Origin of the sequence: Noviherbaspirillum denitrificans, from assembly GCF_002211445.1 — a bacterium.
GTDB lineage: Bacteria > Pseudomonadota > Gammaproteobacteria > Burkholderiales > Burkholderiaceae_D > Noviherbaspirillum > Noviherbaspirillum denitrificans.
In genome coordinates this window covers 1,003,231-1,025,120 of the sequence record NZ_LSTO01000001.1, presented here as the reverse complement: position 1 = coordinate 1,025,120, position 21,890 = coordinate 1,003,231, and the positions used below count along the sequence as shown (strand labels likewise).

The window sequence follows — 21,890 nt, the reverse complement described above, 5'->3', positions numbered from 1 at the left end:
CAAGCGTCATACCCGCCCTATCTGATGTTGCCGATCTCGCGCTTCAGGGCTTCGATGTTCTTTTCCGTGCGGTCGATGTCATCCTTCATGCCGCCAACGCGCTCCTGGTACTTCGCGAAGTTGCGCTCATCGCCGCGGCGTTCGGGCTCGCCGTTGTTGTACTCCCGTTTCAGGTTCGCGAGTTTCTGCTCTTCGGCCTTCATTTCGTCGAGCAGGATCTGCTTGCGGTCATTGTCGCGCGCCTTCTGGGTGCCATTATCCACCTTCGGGAAATCGGATGGCGTGCTTGCCGCGGGCTTTGCCGCAGCAGTCTGCGGTGCCGGCGCGACCTTTTTCGGCGGCGCGGGAATCATGGTGATGCCCGGCAGGTCGACCTTCTTGCACCCTTTCGTGATCCCGGTGTTCTTGTATTCCCTTTTTCCGTTCTCGTCGACGCACAGGTAGACCTCGCTTTGCGCGTGCGCGATGCCGGCTGTCATCACCAGCAAGAGCAGACCGGTCAATTGTTGTTTAATCATCTTTCTTTCGAGAAACTATGCGGGCGCTTACTAGTTTAGGATAAGAATCAATGCTTTACAAACACTCTCCTCTTGGATCGTAAAGCAACGCAACAGTTTCCGGCAGCAAAAAAAACGGGGAAAACCGAAGTTTTCCCCGTTTCTTGAACAGCGTCGCCTTGAGGCGGAATGCTGATTACAGCGAGTAGTACATGTCGAACTCGATCGGATGCGTCGTCATGCGGAAGCGCTGGACTTCCTGCATCTTGAGGTCGATGTAAGCGTCGATCATGGTGTCGCTGAACACGCCGCCACGGGTCAGGAACTCGCGATCCTTGTCCAGGTACTCGAGCGCTTGTTCCAGCGAGGAGCACACGGTCGGGATCAGCGCGTCTTCTTCCGGCGGCAGGTGGTACAGGTCCTTCGATGCTGCTTCGCCCGGGTGGATCTTGTTCTGCACGCCGTCCAGGCCTGCCATTAGCAGGGCGGAGAAGCACAGGTACGGGTTGGACAGCGGATCCGGGAAGCGCGCTTCGACGCGACGGCCCTTCGGATTGGCAACGTGCGGAATACGGATCGATGCGGAACGGTTCTTCGCCGAGTAAGCCAGCTTGACCGGTGCTTCGAAACCAGGAACCAGACGCTTGTAGGAGTTGGTGCCCGGGTTGGTGATCGCGTTCAGCGCGCGTGCGTGCTTGATGATGCCGCCGATGTAGTACAGGGCGAAATCAGACAGGCCTGCGTAGCCGTCGCCCGCGAACAGGTTCTGGCCATCCTTCCAGACGGACTGGTGAACGTGCATGCCCGAACCATTGTCGCCAACCAGCGGCTTCGGCATGAAGGTCGCGGTCTTGCCGTAGGTGTGAGCAACGTTCCAGATCACGTACTTCAGGTTCTGGGTCCAGTCAGCGCGCTCGACCAGGGTGGAGAACTTGGTGCCGAGTTCGTTCTGGCCGGCGCCGGCCACTTCGTGGTGGTGCACTTCGACCGGGATGCCCATGGCTTCGAGGATCAGGGACATTTCGGAACGCATGTCCTGGAAGCTGTCGACCGGGGGAACCGGGAAGTAGCCGCCCTTGACGGTCGGACGATGGCCGGTGTTGCCGCCTTCGAGTTCGCGGCCGGTGGACCAGGATGCCTCTTCCGAGCCGATCTTGACGAAGCAGCCGGACATGTCGATCTTCCAGCGAACGTTGTCGAAGATGAAGAATTCGGGTTCCGGACCGAAGTAGGCGGTATCGCCCAGGCCGGAGGACTTCAGGTAGGCTTCAGCGCGCTTGGCGATGGAGCGCGGGTCACGGTCATAGCCCTTGCCGTCGGACGGTTCGATCACGTCGCACTGCATGAACAGCGTGGTCTCTTCCATGAACGGGTCGATGTTGGCCGTATTCGGATCCGGCATCAGCAGCATGTCGGAGGCTTCAATGCCCTTCCAGCCGGCGATCGAGGAACCGTCGAATGCATGGCCGGACTCGAACTTGTCCATGCCGAACTGCGAAACCGGCACCGTTACGTGCTGTTCCTTGCCCCGGGTGTCTGCAAAACGAAAATCAACGAACTTGACTTCGTTGTCTTTCGCCAACTTCAAGACGTCTGCGGCCGTCATTGCCATGCGAATCTCCTAAGTGTATGAGCGGGTGTGGTTCGGATAAAGTTGGTTTGAGCCGACTGTATTCGCCTGCGACAGGCCGAAGTACGGCTTGAAACACAGGCCGGAATGATAGCAGATTCCATGCCACCGCCTTGAGAAAAAACAATTCACGTGCACCGCGATGAAGCGCTCAAATTAGCTCAAATAGTGCGATGTTGAAACATAGATGGCGCGAGAACGGCACATCGCAGCAATCACCAAAGCAGTGCGTTTTTCGATATGTGCACTGTTTTGGTTCGTTTCGCACAGGAATAGCACCAAATTAGTGCACCGCTCTCTCCGACCTGCGGACACTATAGCCTTCCAGCCATCGGGATAAAATAGAAAAAATCCAACTTTCCGGAGCAGATGATGGATATTCTCACCACCGCCCGCCTGCGCGGCACCGAAAGGCAGCTGCCCTATGCAGGCGCGATCACGCCGTCCGAAGCTTATTCGCTGCTTCGGCAGGATCCGAACGTCCTCCTGGTGGACGTTCGCACCAATGCCGAGCGCGACTGGGTGGGCCGCGTCGGCATCCCCGAGCAGCAGCACGCCGCGGTGCAATGGAGCACCTACCCGGGCGGCACGCCCAACCCCGCCTTCCTCGACGAGCTGGCGCGCGCGGCGTCGAAGGACAAGGTTCTGCTGTTCCTGTGCCGGTCGGGCGTGCGCTCGCGGCACGCTGCGAAGCTGGCAACCGAGAACGGCTATGCCAACTGCTTCGATGTGCTGGAGGGCTTCGAAGGCGACAAGGACGCCGAAGGCCATCGCAAGACCGTCAGCGGCTGGTGCAAGGCAGGGCTGCCCTGGATCGGCGCCTAATCGGGCTTCATCAGTGAGAGCACGCGCCGCCGAACGAAGTTGATATGGCTGCGCAGCCCGTACAGCTCGTCGGCAAACGACAGCGGGATCGAGATACGGTTGACCCGCTCTTCGATCTCGTTGAGGCGTTTCAGCTGTTCCGGATAGACTTCCGCCTGCCGCTCCGCCGGCACATCCTCGATCGCCTGCTCGACCGCGCGCAGCTGGCCATACCAGCGGAATACCCGTGAGCGCACCTTCCACACATACAGCGGGGGGATGATGCGCGACAGCGGCAGCAGCAAGGCGCCCAGTGCCACGCCTACCACCCACATGCGCTCAAAGAAATTGGCGAGCCAGAACGGCAAGTAACGTTGCAGCAGCGGCGGACCATTCTTGTAGAACTTTTCCGCTGCCGGCGACACCGGCACCTCGGTGTAATTCGCCGTCGGGAATTCGCCCTTCTTCTGGAACCATCCCGGCGCACCGTGGATTTCGGATGCCGCCTGCACGAACAGGTCAACCAGAGCTGGATGCAGGTCGTCGCGGGCGACCAGCGTCGCCGTTGGGGCGATCAGGTGGACGTCCCGGGGCGGCAGGTCGCGCCCGAAGTCGACAATGCCACGCGGGAGTACAACATGCGAGAAGAAGGGAAAGCGCCGCGTATACGCCTCCGCCTGCGCGAAATCAAACAGCCGGATGCCCGGCGTCTGCAGCAGCATCTGGATCAACGGCGCGTCCGGCGCGGAACTGAACACCAGGCCATCGATGCGCCCGGCAAGCAGCTCCACGGTCGCCGGCGTGTTTTCCAGTGTGCCGAGCTTGACCTGCGCGGGCTCCACGCCATTCGCCGAGAGGACCTGCTTGAACAGGCCGGGCACGCCGGTGCCTTCCGCCCCCACGTTGATCTTCAATCCTTTCAGCTGCGACAGGCGCGTGACATTGCGGGAATCGCGCAGGAACAGCCACACCGGTTCCGTGAACAGGCTGCCAAGGGAAACCAGGCCGCGGCCTTCCAGTTCCTCATGGCGCGTCGATCCGCTCTGGACGAAGGCGATGTCGATGTCCGACGATTCATCCTTGAGACGTTGCAGGTTCTCGTTCGAGCCGAGCGAGGGTTTCAGGTCGACGCGAATGCCGTTGCGGGCGAGCACGGCGGCGTACTTCTTGCCGATGGCTTCATAGGCGCTGTTTTCCTGTCCGCTGGAGAGCGTGACCTGGCGTGGTGGCGACGGGTCCACCAGCCAGTAGGCAAGCACGCAGACGACGATGACCGCAATGGCGGCCGGGCCGGATGCGACGAGGAAGTCGCGCAGGGAAAAGCGGGTAAACCTGAGGATTTTCGGCATGTGTGTTCCATGGAAAAACATGGAACACACCATGCCAACAATTGTGACGGCGCGCAAGAGCGCCTGGCAACCTTCCCCTTAAGGACGTACGAAGGCGATGTGCCGCCGGCCCGACGCCGTGCCACGCCGCGGTGAGTGATGCCGGCCGTCCGCGCTGTCGTCATCGGACAGGAACTGCGCGGCGATCGTGAACCAGTCCTCGATCGACAGCAGGCGGCGCGCCATCGGAATGAGTTCACGCTCCTCGCGCTCGAGGCGAGTCAGCATGGTGCCGCAGTAGCTGTCCATCGCATGGCAGATCTGGTTGATCTTGACCGCGCTGGCCTCGAATGCTTCTGCCAGCTGTTCGCCCAGTGTACGCAGGATACCGGCGCTCTTGGCGCGCAGCGCATCCAGTTCCGCGACGAGCTGGTCTGCTTCGCGACCGGCGCCACGCAAGGCGGGAATCAGGATGCGCTCCAGCTTGCGCGCGCCGACAAACCTGTCGAACTGCATCAGCTTCCCGAATGCCGTTTCGAGGAATGAGAAGTCAATGTTTTGCAGCCCCCGCCACGCACTCTGAAGACATTGCTGGAGACGGGAAAGCATTGCACGGGTCTTGTCTTGCTCAGCCGCGATAGCCACCAGGGAATATGTTGCAGTCAGCATAGTTGCTCCTTGATTCCGAAACTGCGTGAACAATCCGGGATCCGTTGAATCCGGTCGCTGCACCACTACGGGGAGAGAAAGAGGTTGGAAAATGCGTTGGGAGAGTATAGGCGGACGCCCGGCAGCGCATTTGACATTTCGCAAACGGTGCCAGAAGTGAAAGCGAACTGGCGCGGTTCTGGTGGCAAGTCACCCCTTACTTCAGCGAACTGCCAAAAAGCGATCGAAACAATCGATAAAAAGAAAGCGGGCTCGCCGCGTAATGCATGCGAGCCCGCCGGATGATCCGCAGCAGTCCGTCAGTTCAACTTTGCCGCATGTTCCCGTGTCGCATGGAAAGTCAGCTGCGGCCAGCGCTCCTGGGTCAGCTTCAGGTTCACCCCGGATGTGGCCAGGTAAGCCATATTGCCCGACGCATCGAAGGCAATGTTTGCGCCTGCGGAAGACTTCTCGAAATCAGCCAGCGCCCTCTTGTCCTCACAGGAAATCCAGCGTGCGCTGCTGATGCTCGTGCCTTCGAAGACCGCATCGACACCGTACTCGTTCAGCAGGCGGCTCGCCACCACTTCAAACTGCAGCACGCCGACCGCGCCGAGGATCAGGTCGCCGCCGTGCACCGGCTTGAACACCTGCACCGCGCCCTCTTCACCCAGCTGCTGCAAGCCCTTGTGCAGCTGCTTGATCTTGAGCGGATTGCGGATGCGCACTGAACGGAAGAAGTCCGGCGCGAAATACGGAATGCCGGTGAATTGCAGCATTTCCCCTTCGGAAAAACTGTCGCCGATCTGCATGTTGCCGTGGTTGGGCAAGCCGATAATGTCGCCGGCATACGCCTCTTCCACCTGTTCGCGGCTGGATGCCATGAAGGTCACCACGCTCGACACCTTGATCTCGCGCCCGAGGCGCAGGTGCTTGATCTTCATGCCGCGCTCAAAGTGCCCGGAGCAAACGCGCAGGAAGGCGATGCGATCGCGGTGCGCCGGATCCATGTTCGCCTGGATCTTGAATACGAAACCGGAGAACGGTTCTTCGTTCGGCTCGACCGCACGAACCGTCGCGTCGCGATTGCGCGGCGCCGGTGCCCAGTCCAGCAAGGCATTCAGGATTTCGCGCACGCCGAAGTTGTTGATCGCCGATCCGAAAAACACCGGCGTCTGCCGGCCGGCAAGGAATTCTTCCAGGTCGAACGGATGCGATGCGCCGTGCACCAGCTCCACCTCCATCTTGAGCTGTTCGATCTCCAGCGGGAACATTTCCGCCAGGCGCGGGTTGTCGATGCCCTTCACCACCTCGAATTCCTGGTCGGCGCGCTCCTCGCCCGCCTTGAACAGCAGGATCTCGTCGCGCAGCAGATGGTAGACCCCGCGGAAGTTCTTGCCCATGCCGATCGGCCAGGTGACAGGCGCGCACTGGATCTTCAGCACGGATTCGACTTCATCCAGCAATTCCAGCGGATCGCGGCACTCGCGGTCCAGCTTGTTCATGAAGGTCAGGATGGGCGTGTCGCGCATGCGGCAGACGTTGAGCAGCTTGATGGTCTGCTCTTCCACACCCTTCGCGGCGTCGATCACCATCAGCGCGGAATCGACCGCCGTCAGCACGCGGTAGGTATCTTCGGAAAAGTCCTGGTGGCCCGGCGTGTCGAGCAGGTTGACCACGTGCTCGCGGTATTCGAACTGCATCACCGAGCTGGCCACGGAAATGCCGCGCTGCTTTTCGATTTCCATCCAGTCGGAGGTGGCATGGCGGCCGCTCTTGCGCGCCTTCACGGTGCCGGCGAGCTGGATCGCGCCTGAGAACAGCAGCAGCTTTTCCGTCAGCGTCGTCTTGCCGGCGTCAGGGTGGGAGATGATGCCGAAGGTGCGCCGACGCGCCACTTCGCGCGAAATCAATTCGGACGGAACCTTGCGGTTGCTTTCGGAGGCGGCGTCGACGGCGTCGGACGGCGGCAGGTCGGTTTCGGAAGTCATGCGTGCAAAAAATAAAAATGCCGGCACGCCGGATGGCGGCCGGCATGGTCAAACAATTCAGAGCTTGATGAAGTTTTCGCGGTAATAGCGAAGCTCGTCAATCGATTCGGTGATGTCGGCCAGCGCGGTGTGCTTCTGGTGTTTCTTGAAACCCGTGGCGATTTCCGGCTTCCAGCGCTTGCAGAGTTCCTTCAGCGTGGACACATCCAGGTTGCGGTAGTGGAAAAACGCTTCCAGCTTCGGCATGCCGCGCGCCATGAAACGGCGGTCCTGGCAAATGCTGTTGCCGCACATCGGCGACTTGCCGGCGGGGACGAAATGCTTCAGGAAATCAATCAGCGTCTTTTCCGCATCCGCTTCAGTCACGGTCGATGCCTTGACGCGGTCGATCAATCCGGAACGGCCGTGCGTACCCTTGTTCCAGGCGTCCATCTTGTCCAGCACTTCATCCGGCTGGTGGATCGCGAACACCGGACCTTCGGCCAGCACATTGAGCTGCGAGTCGGTGACCACCACGGCCACTTCGATGATGCGGTCATTGTCCGGGTCCAGGCCGGTCATTTCCATATCGACCCAGATCAGGTTGAATTCGTTCGGCCGCGCAGGGGCATTTGCAGGGACTTGGGATTCAGTCGCTTGTGACATAATTGTTTTCCTCGGTAATTCGCCATTTTCTCACAGGCAGGGCATGTCTTCACTTGCGTTTTCGGTATTGTTCGTCAGTTTCCTGGTTGTCACCCTTGCAGTCCGCTTCTGGCTGGGATCGCGACATATCCGCCACGTGATTGCCCATCGCGATGCCGTGCCGCCGGAATTCGCCGAGAAAATCCCGCTGTACGCCCACCAGAAAGCAGCCGATTACACGGTTGCCAAGACCAAGCTCGGCCTGCTGATGCTGCTGGTGAATACAGGCGTGCTGATCGGTTTCACCCTGCTCGGCGGCCTGCAATGGCTGTCGGTCACGCTGTTCAAGCTGACCGGTTCCGGCATGCTCTACCAGCTCGCGCTGATCGCGGCCTTCGGCTTCATTTCCGGACTGATCGAGTTGCCGTTTGATTACTACCGTCAATTTGTCCTCGAAGCCCGGTTCGGATTCAACAAGATGACGCTCGGCCTGTTCATCAGCGACCTTGTCAAAAACATCATTGTCGGCCTCGTCATCGGCGCCCCGCTAGTCTGGGTGATCCTGACCCTGATGGAAAAATCCGGCGACCTCTGGTGGCTGTATGCATGGTTCGTGTGGACCGGCTTCCAGCTGCTGATGCTGGTGCTTTACCCCACTGTCATCGCCCCGCTGTTCAACAAGTTCACGCCGCTGCAGGACGAAAGCCTCAAGTCGCGCATCGAAAGCCTGATGCAACGCGTCGGTTTTGCATCGAAGGGCCTGTTCGTGATGGATGGCTCCAAGCGCAGCGCGCATGGCAATGCCTATTTCTCCGGCTTCGGCGCGGCCAAGCGTATTGTCTTTTTCGACACCCTGCTCGCCCGCCTCGGCCCGCAGGAGATCGAAGCGGTGCTGGCACACGAACTCGGCCATTTCAAGCTCAAGCATGTCGTCAAGCGCATCGCGGTCATGTTCGCGCTCTCGCTGGGCTTCCTCGCGCTGCTCGGCCACCTGAAGAAGCAGATCTGGTTTTACACCGGTCTCGGTGTCGACCCGATGCTGCTGGCGAACAACGACGCAATGGCACTGATCCTGTTCATGCTGGCGCTGCCGGTGTTCACCTTCCTGTTCTCGCCGCTGGTGTCGCTCACTTCGCGCAAGCATGAATTCGAAGCCGATGCCTTCGCAGCGAAGCATACCGGCGCGCAAGACCTGGTATCCGCCCTGGTCAAGCTGTACGAAGACAATGCGTCGACGCTGACACCGGATCCGCTGCACTCCGCCTTCTACGATTCTCACCCGCCGGCAAGCGTACGCATCCAGCATCTGCTCGCCGCGCGATAAACCAAATTCCGAGGGGACAACCATGGTAACCGCCGCTGAATTGCTGCAGAAAAAAGGCCGGCATCTCGAAACCGCACTGACTGATGCCGAAATCGCTGAACATCTCGCCGCCGTCGACAACTGGGCGCTGCAGGATGGAAAAATCGCGAAGACCTTCGTATTCAAGAATTATTACGAGACGCTGGCTTTCGTGAATGCCATCGCCTGGGTGATCCACGCCGACGACCATCATCCCGAACTGACCGTGACCTACAACCGCTGCGTAGTGAAGTTCGACACCCACTCCGTCAATAGCGGCAAGGGTGGCATCTCCGAAAACGATTTCATCTGTGCCGCCAAGGTCGATGCGATCTTCCAGCAAGCGGCGCAGTAAACGATGGGAATCGACAAGGGGACAGTCATCGCCGCCCATGGTCGGCATTACCTCGTCCAGACAGAGAGCATCTGCCTCCACTGTGTGACACGAGGCAAGAAAAGCGACGTAGCCGTGGGCGACATCGTGCAGTTGAAACAGACCTCGCCCGACCAGGGCGTGATCGAAAAGATCGAGGAGCGAAAGACGCTGCTGTACCGGTCCGACCAGTACAAGTCGAAGCTGCTGGCGGCCAACCTGACGCAATTGTTCATTGTCGTCGCGACAGAACCGGGCTTCTCGGACGACCTCGTATCGCGTGCGCTGGTCGCGGCCGAAGCAGGCGGCATCCGTCCGCATATCATCCTCAACAAAATCGACGTGACGGAGTCGTTGCCGAAGGCACGCGAACGGGTTTCGCTCTATGCCAACCTGGGCTACCCCGTCCATGAGGTTTCAGCACGGACTTCGCCAGAGGAAACAATAGCGGCGCTTGAGCCATTGCTGAAGGGGCAATCCACGATCCTCATCGGCCAGTCCGGCATGGGCAAGTCCTCACTCATCAACCTGCTCGTTCCCGGTGCCGAACTGGCAACACGCGAAATCTCCGCCGCGCTCGATTCCGGAAAGCACACGACGACGTTCACGCGCCTGTTCATGGTCGACGGCAATACGTCCATCATCGATTCGCCGGGTTTCCAGGAATTCGGCCTCTACCATCTGACGGAAGGCATGCTCGAGCGAGCGTTCAAGGAGTTCGGACCTCACCTCGGGCATTGCCGCTTTTACAACTGCCACCACTTGAGCGAGCCCGGCTGCTCCATCCTCTCCGCAGTGGAAAGTGGCCAGATTCCGGCGATGCGCCACGCCCTTTACCAGCAGCTGGTGCACGAATCGTCGCAAAAGCTTTACTGAGCTCAGGCAAAGCCCTCGCCGCCCCCCGGTTTTGTTGTCTTTTCGGGATAGAAATCCCTTATAATTGAACGGCTTACAACCTCACGGCGGCAGGCGCCACTGGCCGCCGTTTTCATTTATGGCGATCAAACACTTCCTCCAAGTTTCTGACTTTACGCTTGATGAATTCGAGTACGTCATCGAACGCACGCGAATCATCAAGCGCAAATTCAAGAATTACGAAACCTACCACCCGCTGCTTGACCGCACGCTGGTCATGGTCTTCGAAAAGAATTCCACCCGCACCCGCCTGTCCTTCGAGGCCGGCATGCAGCAGCTCGGTGGCGCGGCGATCTACCTCAATACCCGCGACAGCCAGCTCGGCCGCGGCGAGCCCGTTGAAGACGCGGCACAAGTCATGTCCCGCATGTGCGACATCATCATGGTGCGCACCTTCGGCCAGGACATCATCGACCGCTTTGCGAAGCACTCGCGCGTGCCGGTCATCAACGGCCTGACCAACGAGCACCATCCCTGCCAGGTCCTGGCCGACGTGTTCACCTACATCGAACATCGCGGCTCGATCAAGGGCAAGACCGTCGCCTGGATCGGCGACGCCAACAACATGCTCTACTCCTGGCTGCAGGCGGCGCAGGTCTTCGGCTTCCACGTCAACGTGTCGACGCCGAAGGGTTACGAAATCGACCAGTCGCTGGTCACGCCGGGCAACAGCAACTTTACCGTCTTCGCCAACCCCTCCGACGCCTGTGTCGGCGCCGACCTCGTCACCACCGACGTCTGGACCAGCATGGGTTACGAAGAAGAAAACGCGGCGCGCCTGAAGGCCTTCGACGGCTGGATCGTCGACGGCGCGAAGATGCAGCGCGCCAATGCCGACGCCCTCTTCATGCACTGCCTGCCCGCACATCGCGGTGAGGAAGTAGCCGCCGAAGTGATCGACGGCCCGCAGTCGGTCGTGTGGGACGAAGCCGAAAACCGCCTGCACGTACAGAAGGCGTTGCTCGAATACCTTGTCCTGGGCAAGCTCAACTGACGCCCAACCCAATCACCCTCCCAGCAAGCGAAGCAGAAATCATGTCGACCATTCTCCAGTCCGTTCCCGTCAACCAGAAAGTTGGCATCGCCTTCTCCGGCGGCCTCGATACCAGCGCAGCACTGCACTGGATGCGCCAGAAGGGCGCGATCCCCTACGCCTACACGGCGAATCTGGGCCAGCCCGACGAACCCGATTACGATGCGATCCCGAAGAAGGCGAAGCAGTACGGCGCCGAGCAGGCACGTCTGATCGATTGCCGTGAGCAACTGGTGGCCGAAGGCATCGCCGCGCTGCAGAGCGGCGCCTTCCACATCTCGACCGCCGGCGTCACCTACTTCAACACCACGCCACTGGGCCGTGCCGTCACCGGTACCATGCTGGTGGCCGCGATGCAGGAAGACAACGTCGACATCTGGGGCGACGGTTCCACCTTCAAAGGCAACGACATCGAGCGCTTCTACCGCTACGGCTTGCTGGTGAACCCGTCGCTGCGCATCTACAAGCCCTGGCTGGACGACACCTTCATCCGCGAACTCGGCGGCCGCAAGGAAATGTCGGAATTCCTGATCAAGTCCGGCTTCGACTACAAGATGTCGGTCGAGAAGGCCTACTCCACCGACTCCAACATGCTGGGCGCGACTCACGAGGCGAAAGACCTCGAGCACCTGAACAGCGGCATGAAGATCGTCGAACCGATCATGGGCGTGGCCTTCTGGCGCGACGACGTTGAAGTCAAGCGCGAAGAAGTCACCGTGCGCTTCGAGGAAGGCCGTCCGGTCGCGCTGAATGGCATGACCTTCGCCAGCCCGGTCGACCTGATGATGGAAGCGAACCGCATCGGCGGCCGCCACGGCCTCGGCATGAGTGACCAGATCGAGAACCGCATCATTGAAGCGAAGAGCCGCGGCATCTACGAAGCCCCGGGCCTGGCGCTGCTGTTCATCGCCTACGAGCGCCTCGTCACCGGCATCCACAACGAAGACACGATCGAGCAGTACCGCGAAAACGGCCGCAAGCTCGGCCGCCTGCTCTACCAGGGCCGCTGGTTCGACCCGCAGGCCATCATGCTGCGCGAAGCGTCGCAGCGCTGGGTTGCCCGTGCGATAACCGGCGAAGTGACGATTGAACTGCGCCGCGGCAACGACTATTCGATCCTGAATACCGATTCGCCGAACCTGACCTACCAGCCGGAACGCCTCACGATGGAAAAGGGCGAAGGCGCGTTCACGCCGCAGGACCGCATCGGCCAGCTGACCATGCGCAACCTCGACATCGCCGACACGCGCGACAAGCTGGGCATCTACAGCAATGCCGGCCTGCTGTCCGCCGGCTCCTCGGTGGCGCTGCCGCGCCTGGGCAAGAGCGACAAATAATCCAACATCAACCACTGAAACCATGACCACACAATTCGACAACGTTTCCGTCGTCAAGAAGGCCAACCTCTACTTCGACGGCAAGTGCGTCTCGCACGCCGTGCTGTTTGCCGACGGCACGAAGAAGACCATCGGCGTGATCTTCCCGTCCTCGCTGACCTTCAACACCGGCGCACCGGAAATCATGGAACTCAACGCAGGCAAGTGCCGCATCCGCCTGAAGGGCGAAACCGAGTGGAAGAGCTACGAAGGCGGCCAGAGCTTCAACGTGCCGGGCAATTCGAGCTTCGACATCGAGACCGTTGAGACGCTGGATTACGTCTGCCACTTCGTTGCGGCATAAGCAGTTCGATGCACCAATAAAAAAGGCGATCGTTTGATCGCCTTTTTTGTTTTACACGAAGGCTGGTTCGGGTTCGAGCCGTACACCAAACCGCGCCATCACATCCGCCTGGATGGCTGCGGCAAGTTCGGCGATTTCCTTCCCTGTCGCCCCGCCACGATTGACCAGCACCAGCGCCTGCTTCTCGTACACGCCGGCCGCGCCCCGGCTCCTGCCCTTCCATCCACATTGATCGATCAGCCAGCCCGCAGCCAGCTTGTAGCTGCCATCCGCCTGCGGATAACTCACCAGTTGCGGATAACGTTCCAGCAACGCGTCGCGCTGTGCTTTCGTCACGATCGGGTTCTTGAAGAAACTGCCTGCATTGCCGATCAGCGCCGGATCGGGCAGCTTGCGTGTGCGAATGGCGATCACAGCGTCACTGACCTGTGCGGGTGTCGGCGCGGCGATCCCTTGTGCCGATAGTTCCTGCGCCACGTCGCCATACTGCGTGTTCGGCTGCCATTTCTTTGGCAATGCGAAGGTGACGTCCAGAATCGCGGCATCCTCGCGCAATTCATGCTTGAACACGCTGTCGCGGTAGCCAAACCGGCAGCCGGCGTTGTCCAGCGTGAATGTGGTACCGGTGTTGAAATCAAATGCCGTCAACGAATGAAAACGGTCTTTCAGCTCGACGCCGTAAGCACCGATGTTCTGGATCGGTGCCGCACCGACATTGCCGGGAATGAGCGACAGGTTCTCGAGACCGCCGTAGCCCTGCTGCAGCGTCCATTGCACAAAGCCGTGCCAGTTCTCCCCGGCGGCGGCCTTCACGTACACCGCGGCGTCATCCTCGCCCGTGACCGCTACGCCCGTCATCTGCATGTGCAGCACCAGTCCAGGGAAATCCTCGGTCAGCAGCAGGTTGCTGCCGCCACCGAGCACCAGGCGCGGCAATCGCGCAAGGAAGTCGTCATGTTTGACATGCGACAACATGTCCACCGAGGTAACAGGCAGGTAAGCCTTCGCCCTGGCATCGATGCCGAAGGTGTTGAGGCGCTTCAACGGGAAGTCGTACTGGACGGGGAGAACGGTAGTCATAAGCGACGCATTATATAGTCTAGCCACCCGTTTTTTTGTCGGCTAGAATCGCCTTGACCAAACTGCCACGCGGCCCGATAAAAGAATGAAAACGCCGGCTGCATCCCCCAACACTGAAACAGGAAAAACCCATGCCCTCTTTTGACGTCGTCTCCGAAGCCAATATCGTCGAGGTCCGCAATGCCGTGGACCAGTCCAACAAGGAAATCACCACCCGCTTCGACTTCAAGGGCAGCGATGCCCGCGTCGAGCAGAAGGAGCGTGACCTGACCGCCTACGCCGACAGCGAATTCCAGCTCAACCAGGTGCGTGACGTGCTGACCGGGAAGATGGTCAAGCGCGGCGTCGACGTGCGCTTCCTCGATATCGGCAAGATCGAGAAGATCGGCGGCGACAAGGTCAAGCAGGTAATCAAGGTCAAGAACGGCATCGATTCCGATACCGCGAAGAAGATCGTGAAGATCGTCAAGGAAAGCAAGATCAAGGTGCAGGCGAGCATCCAGGGCGATGCCGTGCGCGTGTCCGGCGCCAAGCGCGACGACCTGCAATCGACCATGGCGCTGCTGCGCAAGGAAGTGACCGACCTGCCGCTCGAATTCAACAACTTCCGCGATTAAAGCCGCTGCCATGCGCCTGACCACACTTACCGCCCTGCTGCTCGCCTCCGGCGCGGCATTGGCCACGGATATCAGCGTGGTCGGCGTTTTCCCGAACAAGGCTGTGCTTGTCGTCGACGGCGGTGGGCCGAAAACCTACTCGGTCGGCGCCACCATCGCTGAAGGTGTGAAGCTGGTCGCGGCCGACAGTGACGGCGCGACCATCGAGATCAACGGCAAACGGCGGACGATCGCGATGGGCGAACACGTCAACCGCTCCACGTCCGACGGTGGCAGGCAGAGCGTCACGCTGCAGGCCGACGGCCAGGGACATTACGTGGTGAACGGCCAGATCAATGGCGGCAGCGTGCGCATGCTGCTCGACACCGGCGCCACCCTGATTGCGCTCCCGGCGTCGGAAGCGACACGTTTGGGCATCGACTACAAGAAGGGCACACCCGGTTACGTGAACACGGCCAACGGCGTCGCGCCGACCTACCGCGTCAAGCTGAATACGGTGAAGGTGGGCGACGTCGAGATCAACCAGGTCGACGCTTTCGTGCAGGAACAGGGCTTGCCCATCATCCTGCTGGGCATGTCCTTCCTGAACCGGACCGAAATGCGCCGCGACGGCGCCCAGATGGTGCTCACAAAGCGCTTCTGAGCACCCCTGCCGGCATTACGGAAATGCCGGAATATGCGGCTCCACGCCACCGAACTTGAACTCCGGATGGCGCTTCTCGACCATGTCCTCGATTTCCCGCACGCGCTGGAACGGCACGTCCACCATCAACAGGACCTTGCCGCTTTCGATGCCTTGCCGGAAGGCTTCCAGTCGGGAATTCGGAATCGCCGCAGCTACCATGCCGGAGGCCCAGGCACCGAACAGCACGCCAGCAATGCCGGTGAACAGGATAGCCACCATCGGCAGCTGCAGGCCTTCGGGCGGAAACTGCACCAGCAGCGCGCCGCCGATCACACCCAACGCGCCGCCGGTCAGGATGCCTGACTCGACACCGTGCACAAGATCTGTTTTCTGGAAGAAGTTTGCTTCCGGCATGTCCGGAAGCGGCGTACCCTCTTTCGCCCAGAAATGCATGTACCGTTCCTCGATTCGAGCGAGCAGCAACTCGTCGAGCAACGCGCGTGCGCTGGGAACATCGGGCAGCATGTAGTAGAGCCTGCGGCGCATGATAGCCTCCCGTGAAAAGCAGGACCTGCTTTAGTTATAGCAAAGTTGCCACACACCACAACAGCGGATACAAAAAAGGCACGGCGCATGCCGTGCCTTTGCCCGAATGCAACCGGATTACTCGTTGCTCGCGAGACGGCGCTGGCGCACCGCTTCCGCCAGGCCTTCCAGCACCTTCACGCTGGCATCCCAGTCGATGCAGCCGTCGGTAATCGATTGGCCATAGGTCAGTTCCTTGCCCGGCACCAGGTCCTGGCGGCCGGCGACGAGGTGCGACTCGACCATCACGCCGACGATGCGGGTGTCGCCGCCGGCGATCTGCTTCGCGATGTCGGCGCATACCGGCACCTGGTTTTCCGGCTTCTTGGAGCTGTTCGCATGCGACGCGTCGATCATCAGGCGCGATGCGAGGCCGTTCGCTGCGATGTCCTTGCATGCGGCATCGACGCTGGCGGCGTCATAGTTCGGCGCCTTGCCGCCGCGCAGGATGATATGGCAATCCTCGTTGCCGCCGGTCGACACGATGGCGGAGTGGCCGCCCTTGGTGACGGAGAGGAAATGGTGCGGCTGCGAAGCGGCCTTGATGGCGTCGACAGCGATCTTGATGTTGCCGTCGGTGCCGTTCTTAAATCCGACCGGGCAGGACAGTCCGGATGCGAGTTCGCGGTGCACCTGCGACTCGGTCGTACGTGCACCGATCGCGCCCCAGCTGATGAGGTCGGCGACGTACTGCGGGCTGATCACGTCGAGGAATTCGGTGCCGGCGGGCAAACCGAGTTCGTTGATGTTGAGGAGCAGCTCACGGGCCGTGCGCAGACCGTCGTTGATGCGGAAGCTGTTGTCCATGTACGGATCGTTGATCAGGCCCTTCCAGCCCACGGTGGTACGTGGCTTTTCGAAGTACACCCGCATCACGACTTCCAGGTCGTCCTTGAAGCGCTCGCGCTGCTCGACCAGGCGGCGCGCGTACTCCATCGCCGCCTTGGTGTCGTGGATCGAGCACGGGCCGATCACCACCATCACGCGGTCGTCCTGGCCGTGCAGGATGCGGTGCAGGGCGACACGGGAATTGGCGACCGTGTTGGAGGCCTTGTCGGTGCAGGAAAATTCGCGGATCAGGTGTGACGGGGGCGCGAGTTCCTTCATCTCCCGGATGCGCAAGTCGTCGGTGCGTTGCATGTGTACTCTCCAGTCAGGGTTCAAGTCTGTATAAACGAAAAAACCGCCATTTCTGGCGGTTTTTTCAGGATTCGGTTCAGCTCTTTTATTCGTGCGCTTACCGCTTTTCCACCGCCGTTGGGCTGGACAAGCTAAAGAAAAAATAAAAGTAAAAGCGCGCGAAAGTCATGTTTTTCAGGGGTTTTGCTGAAAATTTCAATCAATAGTGCAGTAATTCATCCGGTTTGGCAAGGCTTTGGCAGAAATTCGTATCAAATCTCGCCAAAACCCTGCCTATCGGTCAGTCAGGCGGTTCCGCCCACCGTCACGCCATCGATCCGCAGCGTCGGCTGGCCGACACCGACCGGCACGCTCTGCCCCTCCTTGCCGCACACGCCGATGCCACTGTCAAGCTGCATGTCGTTGCCGATCATCGAGACGCGGTTGAGCACGTCGGGGCCATTGCCGATCAGGGTCGCGCCCTTGACCGGGTAGGTGATCTTGCCGTCCTCGATCATGTAGGCCTCGCTCGCGGAGAACACGAACTTGCCGTTGGTGATATCGACCTGGCCGCCGCCGAAATTGACGGCATACAAGCCGTTCTTCACGGATTCGATGATTTCCTGCGGATCCTTGTCGCCGGCGAGCATGTAGGTATTGGTCATGCGCGGCATCGGCAGGTGGGCGTAGGATTCGCGGCGTGCGTTGCCGGTCACCTGCATCTTCATCAGGCGCGCATTCATCGTGTCCTGGATGTAGCCCTTCAGGATGCCGTCCTCGATCAGCGTCGTGCACTGGGTCGGGTTGCCTTCGTCGTCGATGTTGAGCGAGCCGCGGCGGTCCGCAATGGTGCCGTCATCCACCACGGTAACGCCCTTGGCGGCGACGCGCTCGCCGATGCGGCCCGAGAAGGTGCTGGAACCCTTGCGGTTGAAGTCGCCTTCAAGGCCGTGGCCGACGGCTTCGTGCAGCAGCACGCCGGGCCAGCCGGGTCCGAGGACGACGGTCATCGGACCGGCAGGAGCGGGACGCGCGTCGAGGTTGACGATGGCCGACTCGACGGCTTCCGCAGCGTATTTCTCGAGCAGTTCATCGCTGAAGTAGCTGTAGTCGTAACGGCCGCCGCCGCCGCTCGAACCGACCTCGCGCCGGCCGTTCTGCTCTGCAATCACGGTGACAGATACGCGCACCAGCGGACGGATGTCAGCCGCCAGCACGCCGTCGCTGCGCACCACCAGCACGACATCGTATTCACCGGCGAGTCCGGCCATCACCTGCACCACGCGCGGATCCTTGGCGCGCGCAATCTTCTCGACCTTTTCGAGCAGCTTCACTTTTTCGGTCGCGTCCAGCGACGCGAGCGGATCGTGCGGCAGGTAGAGGGAGCGGCCGCCAACCGCCTGGATATCCGATGCCACCTTCACCTTGCCGGCGCCCTGGCGCGCAATGGTGCGGGTCGCCGCGGCCGCCTCGAGCAGCGCGCGTTCGGAAATCTCGTCGGAATAGGAAAACGCGGTCTTGTCGCCCGAAACGGCGCGCACGCCGACGCCCTGGTCGATCGAGAAACTGCCGGTCTTCACGATGCCTTCTTCCAGGCTCCAGCCTTCATTGCGGGTGAACTGGAAGTAGAGGTCGGCATAGTCGACCTTGTGCGTGAAGATCTCGCCCAGCGCCTTGGTCAGCTTCGATTCATCGAGCCCGAAAGGAGCGAGCAGGATGTCGCGGGCAACGGCGAGGGTCTGGAGGTTGGGTTCGAATAGATTCATGGCTTCTTTCAATGGGCGCGGCGGGCGCGGGGAAAGGATTCAAAAGATGGATAGATTGTAGAACATCCTCAAGGTGCCCGTTGATTTCGGGGATCGATACCCATGGGCAAGGGATGTATTAGAGCTTGCGATGTTTCAGCGCCGGCAGGCTTTCACGTACCCGCTGCAGGTGTGCGGGATCGAGGTCGCCGGCGACCACGCCCTCGCCTTCCGGCAGCACCGCCTTGATGTCGCCCCAGGGATCGATCAGCATGCTGTGGCCCCAGGTCCGCCGTCCGTTAGGATGCGTACCGCCCTGCGCGGCTGCAAGCACGTAGCACTGGTTTTCAATGGCGCGGGCACGCAGCAGGATTTCCCAGTGCGCGCGGCCGGTGGTATAGGTGAAGGCGGCGGGAACGACTATCAGCGCGCAGTCGCCCATAGCGCGATACAACTCCGGAAAGCGCAGGTCGTAACATACGGAAAGCCCGACCTTGCCGAACGGCGCATCGAAACTGCCCACGCGCGTGCCATGCACGATGGTACGCGCCTCGTCGTAGGACTCCGCGCCCTTGGTGAAGCTGAACAGGTGGATCTTGTCGTAGCGCACAACATGTTCGCCCTGCGGGTCGTACACCATCGTGGTGTTGAGAACCTTGTTCTCATCCGATGCTGCCATCGGCAGTGTGCCGCCGATCAGCCAGATACCCTTTTCGCGGGCCATGTCGGCCATGCATTGCTGGATCGGTCCGACATCGATCTGCTCGGCGTGCGCGACCTTGTCGGTCTCGTTCATCCCCATGATCGGCCAGTATTCCGGCAGCAGGACGAGGCGCGCGCCCTCCTGCGCGGCTTGCGCCACCAGGCGGCGCGCCGACGCGAAATTTTCGTCCACAACCGGAGTGGACACCATTTGTATCGCGGCAACTTTCACCATGTCGCTCCTCAACTATTGTTCCGCGATCCGCCGGCTTGCCCGGTAGGGCTTTGCGGCTGGCGGACCAGCTTGGTGACGACCGGGTCCTTCCACGGGCCGGTGACCTGGTATTCAAAAGTGAACGCCTTCATCAGCGGATCGCGCAGGAACAGCTGTGCAAGGAAGGTGCCGACGCCGATGACCGGGTTCACCGCAAGGCCGTACACGACCGACGCGGCGCCGACATTGATCTCGGGGATGATGACGACATGCAGGTTTTGCGCTTCCTTCGCGATGTCGGCCGTGCCGTCCATCAGCACGGTGGCGGCCACGCCGCGCATCTTGAAGTTGTCCGTCTTGGCCACGCCGTTGGTAATGTTGGCCGTCGCCGTCACGCCGTCAAACGCGAAGCCTTCCGAGAACACGTCGCGGAAGTCGAGCACGAGGCGGCGCGGCAGCGACTGCAGGCTGAGCACGCCGAGCAGCTTGGCCGCAGCAGGATCGACCTTCAGGAACTGCCCGCTGGCGAGATCGAGCGTAACGTGTCCGTTGAGGCTGGGGATGTCGAGTGAAAACGGAAGTCCTTTCCAGCTCACTTCGCCTTCCATCTTGCCCTTGCCACCGCGCAGCACATTAGCGAAACCGAATCGGTCCAGCAGCTTGCCGGCGTCGGCAATGTTGAGCGTGTAGTCGAGGGTTGAAGTGTTTTCGCCATCACGCGCGGCCCATTTGCCGGTGGCCTTGAGTTCCGCATCAGGATTGATGATCGCCAGCTTGCTGATGCGCCATTCGCGCGTCGAAAAGCCGCGTGCATTGAAGGCGGCGAGTTCCAGCTGGCCGAATTTCTTGCCGAACAGTTCGAAGTTCTCGGCCACGATATCAACGGCAGGCATCTGCGTCGTGGTGTTCTTGCCTTCCAGCAGGTCCGTCACATCGTTCGCGGCCGACTTCGGGATGACCAGCGAAGCGAGACGCGCAGTCACGCGGCCGAGACCCTGCCCATTGCGGGACTCGGTCCATGTGAGGTAACCGGACACCTGCTCGGAGTCGATGTTCGCCTGCCACACGCCTTTCTGTTGCGATGCGCCGACCACCACGTTGTCCAGCTTGCGATCCATGATGACCAGCTCGGTCGCGCGCGCGGCGAGCACTTCCGGTTCGATGTATTGCGTGATCGACAGTGCGTCCTGCTGCTTGCCCGTGTCGCCAGGGCGCGCGGAATTCGTCGCGACAGAGCTGGCGGCGCGCCGCCATGCGTCAATATCGAGCGATTTCATGCTGACATTGGCGATGACGCCGCTGTCCGGCATCGGAGGCGGCACGTTCACGCCGATACCGCCGCGGACTACCTTCCAGTCAGGTTCGCCATTGGCCTTCTGGCGCTCGTAGCGCGCGGCAATCGCCGAGCCGAGGAACAACTTGATCTCATCGCGCTGGATGCCCTGATCGCCGTTAGGCAAACCGATCAGCTCGAACTTCAGCGGCAAGCTCTCGCCCGCGGCCTTACGCAGCGGCGCGGGGAAATCCAGCGCGATGCCGGCGAGGTTCGACTCGACCGTGATGTCAGGCTGGCCATTGCGCACGCGGATCTGCGTCAGGTAGCGCGCGCTGCCTGTGATGCGGTCCGGCGCACGCTGCCCGGCGGATGCGGCGTAGACCTTGCGAATTCCGTCGGCCGTCAGGTTACCGTCGGCTTTCACGACAATAGTTCCGTCGCGCTGGGTGCCGCCGGAAATCGTCACAGGCCCGCCAAGGAAGCTTGACTTGATGCCGCCGATGCTGAAACCTTTTTCATTGAACTCCAGCTTGCCGCTTGTCGCCGACAAGGGTGGCAGGAAGTTCTTGAGGTTGACGGTATTGCCTGAAAAATTCAGTGTGCCCAGCACCTTGGATTCCGGCATGCGATGCAAAGGCAACTGCAGTTTCAGCTGCAAGCGGGCATTGCCGGACGCCCGCGTTTCGTCGGTAAAGTGGCCGATCCACTCCCCCACCGGGCTGTCCTGCGTGAACTTGACGAAATTCTGCAGCGGGCCGGCCGCCTCGCCGTCGACGTCCAGCACGGCATCATGGTCGGCCAGGTCGGGAATGACGACCTTGACGCGGGACAGCGCCGTGCCGGATGTCCGTGCGCTGTCGGCATGGATTTCCATTCGTGCGCGATCAAAGGTGATCGTGCCATTGATCTGGTCGATGACCGGCCACATCGGCGATTTGCCGTCCTTCGCGTGCAGGTTCGGGCCATAGTTCAGCTTGCCGTTCTCGATCCTGCCGGTGATGTTGAATTCGCCTTTCGCGCGGTCATGCTGTCCATGGTAGGGAATTTGCGACAAGTCGCCTT

The 21,890-nt window shown here is 60.8% G+C and carries 21 protein-coding genes; 9 read left to right on the top strand and 12 right to left on the bottom strand.

Annotated features, from left to right (window positions below):
- Nucleotides 1–17: 17 nt before the first annotated feature.
- Together AYR66_RS05135 and glnA are read right to left on the bottom strand one after the other, a co-directional pair.
- Nucleotides 18–515: a DUF4124 domain-containing protein gene (locus AYR66_RS05135; RefSeq protein ID WP_088709610.1), complete on the bottom strand. Its 498-nt coding sequence runs from the start codon at nucleotides 513–515 to the stop codon at nucleotides 18–20.
- 178 nt (nucleotides 516–693) lie between these two features.
- Complete coding sequence (gene glnA / locus AYR66_RS05130) at nucleotides 694–2,109, bottom strand: type I glutamate--ammonia ligase (RefSeq protein ID WP_088706629.1); 1,416 nt, start codon at nucleotides 2,107–2,109, stop codon at nucleotides 694–696.
- Between the two features lie 387 nt (nucleotides 2,110–2,496).
- Here glnA and AYR66_RS05125 point away from each other — a divergent pair, with 387 nt between their 5' ends.
- On the top strand, nucleotides 2,497–2,952 hold the full coding sequence (locus AYR66_RS05125; protein ID WP_088706628.1) for a rhodanese-like domain-containing protein: 456 nt from the start codon (nucleotides 2,497–2,499) through the stop codon (nucleotides 2,950–2,952).
- Here the strand turns inward: AYR66_RS05125 and AYR66_RS05120 are convergent.
- The 4 genes from AYR66_RS05120 to orn all read right to left on the bottom strand — a co-directional run bounded on the left by AYR66_RS05120 (nucleotide 2,949) and on the right by orn (nucleotide 7,543).
- Entirely contained in the window at nucleotides 2,949–4,280 is a 1,332-nt protein-coding gene (locus tag AYR66_RS05120; protein WP_088706627.1) for a TAXI family TRAP transporter solute-binding subunit, read from the bottom strand. The genes AYR66_RS05125 and AYR66_RS05120 overlap by 4 nt on opposite strands.
- Before the next feature lie 78 nt (nucleotides 4,281–4,358).
- Nucleotides 4,359–4,928, bottom strand: coding sequence for a hypothetical protein (locus AYR66_RS05115; protein ID WP_088706626.1), 570 nt, complete (start codon nucleotides 4,926–4,928; stop codon nucleotides 4,359–4,361).
- Nucleotides 4,929–5,227: 299 nt separating this feature from the next.
- Complete coding sequence (locus AYR66_RS05110) at nucleotides 5,228–6,898, bottom strand: peptide chain release factor 3 (RefSeq protein ID WP_088706625.1); 1,671 nt, start codon at nucleotides 6,896–6,898, stop codon at nucleotides 5,228–5,230.
- A gap of 57 nt (nucleotides 6,899–6,955) precedes the next feature.
- A complete protein-coding gene (orn, locus tag AYR66_RS05105; RefSeq protein WP_088706624.1) occupies nucleotides 6,956–7,543 on the bottom strand; it encodes an oligoribonuclease in 588 nt (195 codons plus the stop codon).
- Between the two features lie 43 nt (nucleotides 7,544–7,586).
- On the opposite strand from orn, the gene AYR66_RS05100 reads away from it, so the two are divergent.
- The 6 genes from AYR66_RS05100 (at nucleotide 7,587) to ppnP (ending at nucleotide 12,865) form a co-directional block, all read left to right on the top strand.
- Nucleotides 7,587–8,846, top strand: a complete 1,260-nt coding sequence (locus AYR66_RS05100; protein ID WP_088706623.1) for a M48 family metallopeptidase — start codon at nucleotides 7,587–7,589, stop codon at nucleotides 8,844–8,846.
- 22 nt (nucleotides 8,847–8,868) lie between these two features.
- The gene (locus AYR66_RS05095; protein WP_088706622.1) at nucleotides 8,869–9,219 is read left to right on the top strand and encodes a 4a-hydroxytetrahydrobiopterin dehydratase; all 351 of its coding nucleotides are present in this window, start codon (nucleotides 8,869–8,871) and stop codon (nucleotides 9,217–9,219) included.
- Between the two features lie 3 nt (nucleotides 9,220–9,222).
- Nucleotides 9,223–10,113, top strand: a complete 891-nt coding sequence (rsgA, locus tag AYR66_RS05090; RefSeq protein ID WP_088706621.1) for a ribosome small subunit-dependent GTPase A — start codon at nucleotides 9,223–9,225, stop codon at nucleotides 10,111–10,113.
- A 118-nt stretch (nucleotides 10,114–10,231) separates the two neighbouring features.
- A complete protein-coding gene (gene argF / locus AYR66_RS05085; protein ID WP_088706620.1) occupies nucleotides 10,232–11,146 on the top strand; it encodes an ornithine carbamoyltransferase in 915 nt (304 codons plus the stop codon).
- Between the two features lie 41 nt (nucleotides 11,147–11,187).
- A complete protein-coding gene (argG, locus tag AYR66_RS05080; RefSeq protein WP_088706619.1) occupies nucleotides 11,188–12,522 on the top strand; it encodes an argininosuccinate synthase in 1,335 nt (444 codons plus the stop codon).
- Between the two features lie 22 nt (nucleotides 12,523–12,544).
- The gene (ppnP, locus tag AYR66_RS05075; protein ID WP_088706618.1) at nucleotides 12,545–12,865 is read left to right on the top strand and encodes a pyrimidine/purine nucleoside phosphorylase; all 321 of its coding nucleotides are present in this window, start codon (nucleotides 12,545–12,547) and stop codon (nucleotides 12,863–12,865) included.
- A gap of 51 nt (nucleotides 12,866–12,916) precedes the next feature.
- On the opposite strand, the gene murB is transcribed toward ppnP, so the two are convergent.
- The gene (gene murB / locus AYR66_RS05070; RefSeq protein ID WP_088706617.1) at nucleotides 12,917–13,945 is read right to left on the bottom strand and encodes a UDP-N-acetylmuramate dehydrogenase; all 1,029 of its coding nucleotides are present in this window, start codon (nucleotides 13,943–13,945) and stop codon (nucleotides 12,917–12,919) included.
- 131 nt (nucleotides 13,946–14,076) lie between these two features.
- Between murB and AYR66_RS05065 the strand changes: the two genes are divergently transcribed.
- Complete coding sequence (locus AYR66_RS05065; RefSeq protein ID WP_088706616.1) at nucleotides 14,077–14,562, top strand: YajQ family cyclic di-GMP-binding protein; 486 nt, start codon at nucleotides 14,077–14,079, stop codon at nucleotides 14,560–14,562.
- Between the two features lie 10 nt (nucleotides 14,563–14,572).
- Entirely contained in the window at nucleotides 14,573–15,205 is a 633-nt protein-coding gene (locus tag AYR66_RS05060; RefSeq protein ID WP_088706615.1) for a retropepsin-like aspartic protease family protein, read from the top strand.
- A 15-nt stretch (nucleotides 15,206–15,220) separates the two neighbouring features.
- Here the strand turns inward: AYR66_RS05060 and AYR66_RS05055 are convergent, their stop codons facing one another.
- From AYR66_RS05055 to AYR66_RS05035, 5 genes are all read right to left on the bottom strand, one after another.
- A complete protein-coding gene (locus AYR66_RS05055; RefSeq protein WP_206047064.1) occupies nucleotides 15,221–15,733 on the bottom strand; it encodes a DUF1269 domain-containing protein in 513 nt (170 codons plus the stop codon).
- A 117-nt stretch (nucleotides 15,734–15,850) separates the two neighbouring features.
- On the bottom strand, nucleotides 15,851–16,912 hold the full coding sequence (gene aroG / locus AYR66_RS05050; RefSeq protein WP_088706614.1) for a 3-deoxy-7-phosphoheptulonate synthase AroG: 1,062 nt from the start codon (nucleotides 16,910–16,912) through the stop codon (nucleotides 15,851–15,853).
- Nucleotides 16,913–17,196: 284 nt separating this feature from the next.
- On the bottom strand, nucleotides 17,197–18,657 hold the full coding sequence (tldD, locus tag AYR66_RS05045; RefSeq protein WP_088706613.1) for a metalloprotease TldD: 1,461 nt from the start codon (nucleotides 18,655–18,657) through the stop codon (nucleotides 17,197–17,199).
- Between the two features lie 118 nt (nucleotides 18,658–18,775).
- Nucleotides 18,776–19,573 carry a carbon-nitrogen hydrolase family protein gene (locus AYR66_RS05040; protein WP_170942068.1) on the bottom strand — a complete coding sequence of 266 codons (798 nt, stop codon included), beginning with the start codon at nucleotides 19,571–19,573 and terminating at the stop codon, nucleotides 18,776–18,778.
- 8 nt (nucleotides 19,574–19,581) lie between these two features.
- Nucleotides 19,582–21,890: YhdP family protein (locus AYR66_RS05035; protein ID WP_141104169.1), on the bottom strand; the 2,309-nt coding region annotated here is incomplete at its 5' end.